This is a genomic window from Bradyrhizobium sp. UBA2491 (assembly GCF_002341725.1).
Lineage (GTDB): Bacteria > Pseudomonadota > Alphaproteobacteria > Rhizobiales > Xanthobacteraceae > Bradyrhizobium.
On the sequence record NZ_DDOP01000014.1, the window covers coordinates 1 to 11,502 of the forward strand.

Genomic DNA, 11,502 nt, shown 5'->3' on the forward strand with positions numbered 1-11,502 from the left:
GGGAGGGTGGGGAGAGGGGTGAGCCCCGAGCTGTGATGCACGACGTGTAGCGACGCCCTATCAACCGAATCGACGGCGCGCTCGCGCTTTGCTCGTATTCTTCGTCAGCGGAGCAAGCGGTACCCTTCTCCCCAACCCTCCCCCGCAAGGGGGGAGGGAGCCGGACGTGCGTGCTCACCTTACGTCGTGCGCTGCGCTCCATCCGGGCTACGATCTCACACAAAAAAATCCCCGCCAAAGCGGGGATTTGTTTTTGAAGTCTTCCGTGGTTTCCCGAGCGCTTACTTGATCTGCGGTTTCGCCGATGGCCGGCGCCGATCGCCGGCGGGCTGGTAGGCGATGCGCGAATGGTGCGCGCAATAGGGCAGGCCGGCGAGCGCCTTGCCGCCGCAGAAGAAGAATTCCGGGCTCGAGGGATCGCCGACCGGCCAATGGCAGGTGGCCTCGTTGAGCTCGATCAGCGACAGTCGCTGGCTCATCGGCACCACGTTGTCGTAGGAGATCGGATCGGGCTCCATCTCGACCTCGAAGGCGTGGGCGAGCGCGGTGTTGCCGCGCGAAACCGGGCGCGCCACCCGCATCATGTGCTGGGCGGGACGCGCCTTGCGCTGCCGCGGCGCGGCGGTCGAGGGCGCCTTGGCACGGCCGGAGAGGCCGAGCCGATGCACTTTGCCGATCACGGCGTTTCGCGTCACATTGCCAAGTTCCGCTGCGATCTGGCTGGCCGAAAGGCCAGACTCCCAGAGCTTTTTCAGCTGCTCGACGCGATCGTCGGACCAGGTCAATACCGTCATCGCATTCTTCCTTTCGCATGGCGCCGGCCAGTCATTGGAGCGGCGTTGCGAGCCAAATCTGGACAAATATCCCTGCGGCCAGAATCCCTTAGCCCTCGCCGGGCACGGTGTTGCGCCCGAACGTTTACGCGAGACACAAAGGCTACTTAGAGGGTCCAGTACTGCCGCACGAGATGTCGTACCCGACAGCCCAAACGCTACAATATGGCGTGACTCTGGCGCAAGAGTCCGCGGCTGCGCGTCCACATGTTCCCACACAGTTAGGGATTGCAATGAGGCTTTTCCACCGCACCGGAATGCTCCGGATTGCGCTCGTTTCGCACGCACGGAAGCCCGGCTAAGGCCGGCTGCTGGCGATTGACACGGACCCGCCGCAGCATAGAATGTTGCCACGTGCCGCCCGCAAAGGCGGCCGTTTTGTTTTCCGAAGCCGGCCGTTGCTGCGCTGGCGTCAAGGCGCGCGGCAATTGTCGGCCTCTAACCGGCAGTGAACGCCATGACCAACAGCGCCCCGTCGCATCTGCTTCCCGTCTTCGCCAGGGTCGATCTCGGCTTCGAGCGCGGTGAGGGCGCCTGGCTGATCGCAACCAATGGCGACCGCTATCTCGATTTCACCTCGGGCGTCGCGGTGAACGCGCTCGGGCATGCGCATCCGCATCTGGTCAAGGCGTTGCAGGAACAGGCGACCAGGCTCTGGCACATGTCGAACCTGTTCAAGAGCCCGGACGGCGAGAAGCTGGCCGCGCGGCTGTGCGAGCAGAGCTTTGCCGACTTCGTGTTCTTCTGCAATTCCGGCGCGGAAGCGATGGAAGGCGTGATCAAGCTGGTCCGCCACTATCACTTCTCCAAGGGCCATCCGGAGCGTTACCGCATCATCACCTTCGAAGGCGCCTTCCATGGCCGCACGCTGGGCACGCTGGCCGCGACCGGCTCGGCGAAATATCTCGAAGGCTTCGGCCCGCCGATGGACGGCTTCGACCAGGTGCCGCATGGCGACATCGAGGTGGTGAAGAAGGCGATCGGCCCGCACACCGCCGGCATCCTGATCGAGCCGGTGCAGGGCGAGGGCGGCGTGCGCTCGGCGCCGCACGCCTTCTTCAAGGCGCTGCGTGCGCTGTGCGACGAGCATGGCCTGCTGCTCGCCTTCGACGAGGTGCAGACCGGCATGGGCCGTACCGGCGACCTGTTCGCCTACAAGCGCGTCGGCGTCACGCCGGACGTGATGTCGCTGGCCAAGGCGCTCGGCGGCGGCTTCCCGATCGGTGCGGTGCTGGCAACGGCGAAGGCCGCCGAGGGCATGGCGCCCGGCTCGCATGGCTCGACCTTCGGCGGCAATCCGCTGGCGGTCGCGGCGGCGAATGCCGTGCTCGACGTCATGCTGAAGCCCGGCTTCTTCGACCACGTCCAGAAGATGTCGCTGCTGCTGAAGCAGAAGCTCGCTTCCGTCGTCGATCGCTATCCCGCCGTGCTGGCGGATGTGCGCGGCGAGGGCCTCCTGATCGGCGTCAAGGCCGTGGTGCCCTCGGGCGACCTGATCGCCGCTTTGCGCAACGAGAAGCTGCTCACCGTCGGCGCCGGCGACAATGTGGTGCGCTTCCTCGCGCCCCTGATCGTGACCGAGGCCGAGATCGACCAGTCGATCGGCTCGCTCGAGCGCGCCTGCGCGACGTTGTCGGCGGCACAGCCGAGGAAGGCCGGATAATGAGCAAGCCGGTCCGTCACTTCCTCGACATCAACGAGCTGCCGCTCGGCGAGCTGCGCAATATGCTGTCTGCCGGCGCCGCGATGAAGGCCAGGCTGAAGGCGCATGAGAAGGCCAGGAAGCCGCTCGAAGGCAAGACGCTGGCGATGATCTTCGAGCGCCCGTCGACCCGCACCAGGGTGTCGTTCGACGTCGGTATGCGCCAGCTCGGCGGTGAATCGATCATGCTGACCGGCACCGAGATGCAGCTCGGCCGCGGCGAGACCATCGCCGACACCGCGCGGGTGCTGTCGCGCTATGTCGATGCGATCATGATCCGCATCCTCAACCATGACGCGCTGCTCGAGCTCGCGGCGCACGCCACCGTCCCCGTCATCAACGGCCTGACCCGGCGCTCGCATCCCTGCCAGGTGATGGCCGACCTCATGACCTATGAGGAGAACCGCGGCTCGATCGAGGGCAAGACGGTGGCCTGGACCGGCGACGACAACAACGTGCTGGCTTCCTGGGCGCATGCCGCCGAGCGGTTCAAGTTCCAGCTCAATATCGCGACCCCTCCGGAGCTCTCGCCGAAGAAGCCGATGCGTGACTGGATCAAGGCGACCAACGCGCCGATCGTGCTCGGCACCGATCCGGAAGCCGCCGTGCGCGGCGCCGATTGCGTCGTCACCGACACCTGGGTTTCGATGGGCGACAAGGAGGGCGAGCATCGTCATAACGTGCTGCGGCCCTATCAGGTCAATGCCAAGCTGATGTCGCTCGCCAAGCCCGACGCGCTGTTCATGCACTGCCTGCCCGCGCATCGCGGCGAGGAGGTCACCGACGAGGTGATCGACGGCCCGCAATCCGTTGTGTTCGACGAGGCCGAAAACCGCCTGCATGCGCAGAAGGGCATTCTGGCCTGGTGTTTTAACGAAGTCGCGTAAGGCCGCTTCAACGCTGTCGTCCCGGCGAAAGCCGGGACCCATAACCACCATTGCTCGTTGTTGCAAAAGGCTGGGGCCCCAGCTTGATGCACCAACTGACAGTGGTGGTGATGGGTCCCGGCCTTCGCCGGGACGACGGTCCGTCGTTGATTGAACCCCTTTATTTCACGGTCCGAGACCCCAGATAGAGCGCCATGGTTTCACAATCCCCCGACATCAAAATCACGGCCGAGGCGCCGGTTCGCGCGCCGTCGGCGGTTCCTGTCGACGATGCCGTGCTCGGCTTCGAGGTCGGCGCGCTGGATCTGCGCGGCCGGCTGACCCGGCTCGGCCCCGCGCTCGACGAGATCCTGCACAAGCACGATTATCCGCCAGCGGTCGGCAAGCTGCTCGGCGAGGCCATCGTGCTGACCACGCTGCTCGGCTCGTCGGTCAAGTTCGAGGGCCGCTTCATCCTTCAGACCCGGACCGATGGTCCGGTGTCGCTGCTGATCGTCGATTTCCAGGCGCCCGACCGGCTGCGCGCCTATGCGCGCTACGATGCGGCGCAGCTCAAGCCGGGCCAGACCTCGGGCGAGCTGCTCGGCAAGGGCCACCTTGCGATGACCATCGATCAGGGCTCCAACACCAGCCGCTATCAGGGCCTCGTCGCGCTCGAGGGCGACGGCCTGGAAGAGGCGGCGCACGAATATTTCCTGCGTTCCGAGCAGATCCCGACGCGGGTGCGGCTCGCGGTCGGCGAGGAGATGCGCGGTGGCGAAGGCGGCAAGCTGCACTGGCGCGCCGGCGGCATCCTGCTGCAATTCCTGCCCAAGGCGCCCGAGCGCGCCAAGCAGGCCGACCTGCATCCCGGCGACGCGCCGGAAGGCACGGTGACGCATTCGGTGCCCGATGACGACGCCTGGGTCGAGGGCCAGTCGCTGCTCTCTACCGTCGAGGATGTCGAGCTGATCGATCCCGATCTCTCAGGCGAGCGGCTGTTGTACCGCCTGTTCCACGAGCGCGGCGTCCGCGTCTTCACCCCGCAACCGCTGCGCGCGCAGTGCTCCTGCTCGCGTGATGCGGTGTCGGCGATGCTGAAGAGCTTCGCGCCGAACGATCGCGCCGAGATGGTCAAGGACGGCAAGGTCGTCGTGACCTGCGAGTTCTGCTCGTCGGTCTACGAGTTCACCCCGCAGGAAGCCGGCGCCGAGCAATAGCGGCGCGCGCGGAAGCGCGTCAGTTCAACACCCGCTTGCCATCCGGGCTCGGGCTGTCCAGCGAGAAGGTCGGCACGTCGATGTCGAAGCGCTCGCCGGCTTCGGTGACCATCTGATAGCTGCCGGTCATGAAGCCGGACGCGGTCGGCAGCGGCACGCCGCTCGTATATTGATAGCGCGCGCCCGGCGCGAGCACCGGCTGCTCGCCGACGACGCCCGCGCCACGCACCTCCTGGCGGCGCCCGGTGGCGTCGGTGATGATCCAGTGCCGGGTGCGCAGCTGCACCGTTTCCGGTCCCGAATTGGTGATCACGATCGTGTAGGACCAGAAATATTCGCGCCGCTCGACCGACGAGCGATCAGGCATGAAATTCGGCTCGACGGTGACTTCGATCTGGCGGGTAACGGCGCGGTACATGCGGCTCAATCCGGTGCTCTCGGCTGCCATCATAGCCAAATGATCCGCCGGAACCAATCGCCTGCCGGGGCTGCGCAAAGCCACCCTGGTCTGGGCGTTCATCGCGGATTCAACATAGTTCCGCTCTAAAGCGCGGCCGCATGTCGCCGCACGCGGTGCTTTGTCGGCCCGGGGCGGCCCGATATGATCGCTACAACGCGGCGTGCGGAGAATCGCCGCCGGTATGGTGTTTGATGAGCTCGATTGCCGATCCGATAGCCGGCGCGCCCGCGGCTGATGCCAAGAGCGACGCCAAGAGCGACGTCAAGGCGAAAGCCCGGTCGGCGGCGCCCGCGATCACGCTGCCGGCCGCCGGCGAGCGCGAGCTCAGGCTCGACCTGTTCCGCGGGCTCGCGCTGTGGCTGATCTTCATCGATCATCTGCCGACCAATCTGCTGACCTGGCTGACGATCCGCAATTACGGCTTCTCCGACGCCACCGAGATCTTCATCTTCATCTCCGGCTACACCGCGGCCTTCGTCTACGGCCGGGCGATGCTGGAGGGCGGCTTCGTGATCGCGACAGCGCGCATCCTGCGCCGGGTCTGGCAGATCTATGTCGCGCATGTCTTCCTGTTCACGATCTTCCTCGCCGAGATCTCCTATGTCGCGACCTCGTTCGAGAACCCGCTCTATTCCGAAGAGATGGGGATCATGGACTTCCTCAAGCAGCCCGATGTCACCATCGTGCAGGCGCTGTTGCTGCGCTTTCGTCCCGTCAACATGGACGTGCTGCCGCTCTATATTGTCTTGATGCTGTTCCTGCCGCTGATCCTGTGGCTGATGAAGTGGAAGCCCGACGTCACGCTCGGCCTGTCGGTGGTGCTGTACGCGCTGACCTGGCAGTTCGACCTGTACCTGTCGGCCTATCCGAACGGCTTCTGGGCCTTCAATCCGTTCGCCTGGCAATTGCTGTTCGTGTTCGGCGCCTGGTGCGCGCTCGGCGGCGCGCGGCGGATGTCGCGCATCCTGTCGTCGAACATCACGATGTGGATCTGCATCGTCTATCTGGTCGCCGCGTTCTTCGTGACGCTGACCTGGTACGTGCCGCAGCTCGGCCACATCATGCCGAAGGTGATCGAGCAATGGATGTATCCGATCAACAAGACCGACCTTGACGTGTTGCGGTTCGCGCATTTCCTGGCGCTCGCAGCCCTCACCGTGCGCTTCCTGCCCCGGGATTGGCCGGGCTTGAAATCGCGCTGGCTGCGACCATTGATCCTGTGTGGCCAGCACTCGCTTGAGATATTCTGCCTCGGGGTTTTCCTCGCCTTTGCCGGTCATTTCGTGCTTGCCGAGGTCTCGGGCGGTGCCGCATTGCACGCCCTGATCAGCGTCTGCGGCATCCTGATCATGTGCGGCATGGCGTGGATTATTTCGTGGTACAAACACTCCGCCGACAAAAGCGCCTCGAAAAAAGGCGCCGCCGGCAACGCCGATCTGGCGGGAGGGGGAGCATGAAGTCCGCATGGACGATGCTGGGCCTGACGCTGCTGGTCGCCTGTTTGGCGGCGGCGCCCGCGCGCGCCGGCGACACCGCCGATCCACCGGCGCCACCCTGCGACGTGCCCGCCTATCTGCTGGCGAGCGAGAGCTCGCTGCCCAAGGTCAAGGATGCGTTGAAGGCCAATCAGCCGCTCAACGTGCTCGTGGTCGGCAGCCGCTCCTCGACCATCCAGGGCAACGAGGCCAGCGCCTATCCGGCGAAGCTCCAGGCCGCGCTGAAAGAGGCGTTTCCGGCGGCCACGATCGATTTATCCGTAGAATTACAGGGAAAAAGCACCGCCGAGGAGACCGCGGGAACCCTTGTTAAGCTTGCCGAAGCAAAAAAGCCTACTTTGGTTATCTGGCAGACCGGAACGGTCGATGCTATGCGAGCAGTCGATCCGGACGATTTCCGTACCGCCATCAACGACGGCGTTGTTGCGTTACGGGGCGCCGGGGCCGACGTGGTGCTGGTCAATCTGCAATACAGCCCGCGTACGGAGACGATGATCTCTGCGCCGCCCTATCTCGACAATATCAAGGTGGTGGCGCAGCAGCACGACGTTCCGCTGTTCGACCGGTTTTCGATCATGAAGCAGTGGAGCGACGCCGGATATTTTGACCTGTTCAGCACCTCGCATGGTGTCGACCTGGCCAAGAAGGTTCACGCCTGTCTCGGCCGCGCACTGGCGAAATTCGTGATCGATGCGGCCCATCTGGGTCCGGTGCAGCAGAATTAGAGGAAGCAGAGTTGATGCGTTTTGCCTTCCCTTTTCGCTCTCGCGCAGCGCGACGCCGGTGCGCCGCAGCAGCGCTGGTGGTGTTTGCGCCGTTCGCGGCTGCGCCGTCGCGCGCGCAGACCCAGGGCGACCAGCATGCGGCGCTCTCATCGGGTGCCAGGGTTGAAACCGCACGGTCCGATGCCAACAAGCCGGCTGCGATGGCGACCGACGTCGCCACTTCGCAACAGCCCGGCATCGCCTCGCAGGCGCTCGACAAGGTGAAGCAGGTTGCGCGCTCGGCGAGCGACATCTTCCATCGCGTCCCCTGTCAGCAGCCCAACGGCGTCGCCAACACCACCGGCTCGCTGCCGCATGTCGCGGCCAAGCTCGCTGCCGGCCGGCCCGTCGTCATCATCGCATTCGGCTCATCCTCGACCCAGGGCTATGGATCGTCGGCGCCGGAATTCACCTATCCGAGCCGGCTCGCCGGCCAGTTGCGCCGGCAATATCCCTCCGCCGACATCACCGTGCTCAACCGCGGCAAAGGCGGCGAGGATGCGCCGGAGATGATGAAGCGGTTGCAGACCGAAGTGATCGACGTGCATCCCGACATGGTGATCTGGCAGGTCGGCACCAATGCGGTGCTGCGCAATCTCGACCCGGCCGAGACCGAGAAACAGGTCGAGGACGGCGTGGCGCGCATCCAGGCCGACGGCGCCGACGTCGTGCTGGTCGATCCGCAATATTCGCCGCGCGTCACCGAGCGCCCCGAAAGCGCGCGCGGCATGGTGAAGCTGCTCGGCCGCATCGCCGCGCTGCGCCATGTCGGCATCTTCCCGCGCTTCGAGGTGATGCGCGACTGGCACGAGAAGCAGGCGATCCCGATCAACGATTTCGTCATCGCCGACGGCCTGCACATGAACGACTGGGGCTATGCGTGCTTCGCCCAGTTGCTCGGCGACGACATCATCCGCTCGGTCGGCGCGATCAAGATCGGCGTCAACGTGCCGGCGGACGTGCGCACTTACCGGCCGATGTGATCGGCCGCGCTTCACGCTGGCCCGCGGCAGAGAACGTAAGCGCATGAATCACCGGCGGCACCAAGCATTCGGTGTCGTCCCGGCGAAGGCCGGGACCCATAACCACCGAGGGTTATTGTCGCGCGCTCTAGGAATGACGAGTCCCGCCTACAACATCCGCCGCGGAGTATGGGTCCCGGCCTTCGCCTGGACGACGGCGGAGCGTGTGGCGCCACTTGCGCCCTAGGCCCATAGGTCTCTCGCCATTGCCGTCCCAGCTTGACCTCACCGCGGTAATCCGCTCCCTTGGCGCCTCGACCAAGCCTCAAGGGAAACGCTCATGTCTTTCGTGCTGGCCATCGATCAGGGCACCACTTCGTCGCGCGCCATGGTGTTTCGCAGCGACATCTCCATCGCCGCGGTGGCGCAGCAGGAGTTTCCGCAGCATTTCCCGGCCTCCGGCTGGGTCGAGCATGAGCCGGAGGACATCTGGACCTCGACCATCATGGTGTGCCGCGAGGCGCTGGAGAAGGCCGGCCTGAAGGCCAGGGATATCGCCGCGATCGGCATCACCAACCAGCGCGAGACCACCGTGGTGTGGGACCGCGCCACCGGCCAGGCCGTGCACCGCGCCATCGTCTGGCAGGACCGCCGCACCGCCGACATCTGCGCCAGGTTGAAGGCCGAAGGCCATGAGCCCGCGATCTCGGCGAAGACCGGCCTGATCATCGATCCGTATTTTTCGGGCACCAAAGTCGCCTGGATCCTCGATCACGTGCCGGGCGCGCGCGAACGCGCCGAGCGCGGCGAGCTGTTGTTCGGCACCGTCGACTGCTATCTGCTGTGGCGGCTCACCGGCGGCCGCGTGCACGCCACCGACGCCACCAATGCCTCGCGCACGCTGCTGTTCAACATCCACACCGGCGCCTGGGACGACGATCTCGTCAAGCTTCTGCGCGTGCCGCGCTCGATGCTCCCCGAGGTGAAGGATTCCTCCGCCCGGTTCGGCGAGAGCACGGCTGATCTGTTCGGCGGCCCGATCGCGATCTCGGGGATTGCCGGCGACCAGCAGGCCGCGACCATCGGCCAGGCCTGCTTCGAGCCCGGCATGATGAAGTCGACCTACGGCACCGGCTGCTTCGCGCTGCTCAACACCGGCACCACGCCGGTGGCCTCGAAGAACAAGCTGCTGACCACGATCGCGTACCAACTCGGCGGCCAGCGCACCTACGCGCTGGAAGGCTCGATCTTCGTTGCTGGCTCCGCGGTGCAGTGGCTGCGCGACGGGCTCGGCATCATCAAGCACGCCGCCGAGACCGGACCTCTCGCCGACAAGTCCGACAGCATGCAGAGCGTCTATCTCGTGCCGGCCTTCGTCGGCATGGGCGCGCCTTACTGGAATCCGCGTGTGCGCGGCGCGCTGTTCGGGCTGACCCGCAACACCGGCCCGGCCGAGCTCGCGCATGCGACGCTGGAGAGCGTCTGCTACCAGACCTTCGATCTGTGGGCCGCGATGCGCACCGACTGGCCCGAGGCCAACGCTGCCAACACCGTGCTGCGCGTCGACGGCGGCATGACCGCCTCCGACTGGACCATGCAGCGGCTCGCCGACCTGCTCAACGCGCCGGTCGACCGCCCGATGATCCAGGAGACCACGGCATTGGGCGCCGCCTATCTCGCCGGCCTTGAGGCCGGCGTCTATCCGGAGCCCGCGAAGTTCGCCGACAATTGGCGGCTCGAGCACCGCTTCCGCCCGGCGATGAGCGAAGCGACGCGCGACCGCAAGCTCGCCGGCTGGGCCCGCGCGGTCAAGGGCGTGCTGGCGAGCGACGAGGGGGAGTGAGGGGACGGCCCGTCCAGCAAACTCCGCCGTCGTCCCGGCGCAGGCCGGGACCCATAACCACGAATGCCGATCGTCTTGCGACGCTGGGGCCGCAGCGTGCCCCGACAACAAAACCCTGTGGCAATGGGGGCCCGGCCTGCGCCGGGACGACACAGGGTGCGCGGAAAGCGCCGCGCGCTATCCCTCCTGCTTCTCCTGCAATTCCAGCATTGCGCGCAGCGTGTCGTCGCTGAGCTTGCCGTTCGGTGACGGGACGCGCCGCTCGACGGTCTCGACCGGGCGCGCATGCTGCGGCACGACCGGCGCGCTGCGCACCGGCGCGCCGTCGCCGATATCCTCAGCCTCATTGGCGGCGCCTGCGCCATAGGCGTAACCGATGCCGCGTCGCCGGCGCGTGGGCTTCGGCTTCGGGGGCGGCGGCGTATAGATGATCGGCGGCAGCGTGTGATGGCGCGACACGGTGTTTGCTCCGGTGGCCTCTCCACATGGAGCGCCTGATTCGCCGAAATCCCGACTGACAAATCGGTAACTTTGTTACGCAGCGTTGCATTGCATCTGCGGCGAGACACACCGATATTTCCCGCCGGCAATATGGAAACAGAGATCGCGATGCTGCTGCCTGACGGATATTCCGACATCCCCGACGGCAAGATCGCCGCCGTCGTCACCCATCTGGAAATGACCGCGCGCCCGCCGTTGCGCGATGACCCGCCGGGCGCGTGGCGCCTGCGCAAGGTCGAGCCGCCCGCGCTCGGCTGGTATCGCGATCTCTATCGCCGAGTCGGCGAGGAGTGGCTATGGTTCACCCGCACCGGGCTCGAAGATTCCGATCTTGCGTCAAGGATTCATGCGCCCGGCGTCGAACTCTACGGGCTGGTCGTCGATGGCCATGACGAAGGCCTGCTCGAACTCGATTTCAGCGAGCCCGGCAATTGCGAGCTGCTTTATTTCGGCGTCACCGCAAAATTGATCGGCACTGGCGCCACGCGCTTCCTGATGAACCGCGCGCTCGAGATCGCGTGGTCACGCGACGTCAGCCGCGTCTGGGTGCATACATGCACCTTCGACCATCCTTCCGCGGTCGCGTTCTACCAGCGCTCGGGCTTTCGCGCGTTCCGCCGGCAGATCGAAGTCGCCGACGATCCAAGGCTCAACGGCATGGCGCCGCGCGATGCGGCGAGGCACGTGCCGGTGATTGAATAGGTGCGGCTCCGAACACCGCCGTCGTCCCGGGCAAGCGTAAGCGCGACCCGGGACCCATCACCACTGAAGTGAGTTGGTTTGCAGCGCTGAGGCAGGCAGCATTGGCCGCGGCGAAAGCCGGTGGCTATGGGTCCCTGCTTTCGCAGGGACGAC

The 11,502-nt window shown here is 65.8% G+C and carries 11 protein-coding genes; 8 read left to right on the plus strand and 3 right to left on the minus strand.

What is annotated here, in order from left to right:
- Nucleotides 1–281: 281 nt before the first annotated feature.
- On the minus strand, nucleotides 282–794 hold the full coding sequence (locus B2W55_RS03305) for a GcrA family cell cycle regulator (RefSeq protein ID WP_024578985.1): 513 nt from the start codon (nucleotides 792–794) through the stop codon (nucleotides 282–284).
- Nucleotides 795–1,290: 496 nt separating this feature from the next.
- Here B2W55_RS03305 and B2W55_RS03310 point away from each other — a divergent pair, with 496 nt between their 5' ends.
- From B2W55_RS03310 to B2W55_RS03320, 3 genes are all read left to right on the plus strand, one after another.
- Nucleotides 1,291–2,496: an aspartate aminotransferase family protein gene (locus B2W55_RS03310; RefSeq protein WP_024578986.1), complete on the plus strand. Its 1,206-nt coding sequence runs from the start codon at nucleotides 1,291–1,293 to the stop codon at nucleotides 2,494–2,496.
- On the plus strand, nucleotides 2,496–3,422 hold the full coding sequence (gene argF, locus B2W55_RS03315) for an ornithine carbamoyltransferase (RefSeq protein ID WP_024578987.1): 927 nt from the start codon (nucleotides 2,496–2,498) through the stop codon (nucleotides 3,420–3,422). Before B2W55_RS03310 ends, argF begins: the two co-directional genes overlap by 1 nt.
- Before the next feature lie 194 nt (nucleotides 3,423–3,616).
- Nucleotides 3,617–4,621, plus strand: coding sequence for an Hsp33 family molecular chaperone (locus B2W55_RS03320; protein ID WP_024578988.1), 1,005 nt, complete (start codon nucleotides 3,617–3,619; stop codon nucleotides 4,619–4,621).
- 19 nt (nucleotides 4,622–4,640) lie between these two features.
- On the opposite strand, the gene apaG is transcribed toward B2W55_RS03320, so the two are convergent.
- Entirely contained in the window at nucleotides 4,641–5,039 is a 399-nt protein-coding gene (gene apaG, locus B2W55_RS03325; protein ID WP_024578989.1) for a Co2+/Mg2+ efflux protein ApaG, read from the minus strand.
- A gap of 233 nt (nucleotides 5,040–5,272) precedes the next feature.
- Here apaG and B2W55_RS03330 point away from each other — a divergent pair, with 233 nt between their 5' ends.
- The 4 genes from B2W55_RS03330 (at nucleotide 5,273) to glpK (ending at nucleotide 10,146) form a co-directional block, all read left to right on the plus strand.
- Entirely contained in the window at nucleotides 5,273–6,538 is a 1,266-nt protein-coding gene (locus B2W55_RS03330) for an OpgC domain-containing protein (protein ID WP_024578990.1), read from the plus strand.
- Nucleotides 6,535–7,302, plus strand: a complete 768-nt coding sequence (locus tag B2W55_RS03335; RefSeq protein WP_024578991.1) for an SGNH/GDSL hydrolase family protein — start codon at nucleotides 6,535–6,537, stop codon at nucleotides 7,300–7,302. The genes B2W55_RS03330 and B2W55_RS03335 overlap by 4 nt, the downstream gene beginning before the upstream one ends.
- 80 nt (nucleotides 7,303–7,382) lie before the next feature.
- Entirely contained in the window at nucleotides 7,383–8,324 is a 942-nt protein-coding gene (locus B2W55_RS03340) for an SGNH/GDSL hydrolase family protein (RefSeq protein WP_371412398.1), read from the plus strand.
- 319 nt (nucleotides 8,325–8,643) lie between these two features.
- Nucleotides 8,644–10,146 (plus strand): glycerol kinase GlpK, encoded by a 1,503-nt coding sequence (glpK, locus tag B2W55_RS03345; RefSeq protein ID WP_024578993.1) that lies wholly within the window; start codon nucleotides 8,644–8,646, stop codon nucleotides 10,144–10,146.
- A 177-nt stretch (nucleotides 10,147–10,323) separates the two neighbouring features.
- Here the strand turns inward: glpK and B2W55_RS03350 are convergent, their stop codons facing one another.
- Nucleotides 10,324–10,605, minus strand: a complete 282-nt coding sequence (locus B2W55_RS03350; protein ID WP_024578994.1) for a hypothetical protein — start codon at nucleotides 10,603–10,605, stop codon at nucleotides 10,324–10,326.
- 150 nt (nucleotides 10,606–10,755) lie between these two features.
- On the opposite strand from B2W55_RS03350, the gene B2W55_RS03355 reads away from it, so the two are divergent.
- The gene (locus B2W55_RS03355; protein ID WP_024578995.1) at nucleotides 10,756–11,349 is read left to right on the plus strand and encodes a GNAT family N-acetyltransferase; all 594 of its coding nucleotides are present in this window, start codon (nucleotides 10,756–10,758) and stop codon (nucleotides 11,347–11,349) included.
- The last annotated feature ends 153 nt before the right edge of the window (nucleotides 11,350–11,502 follow it).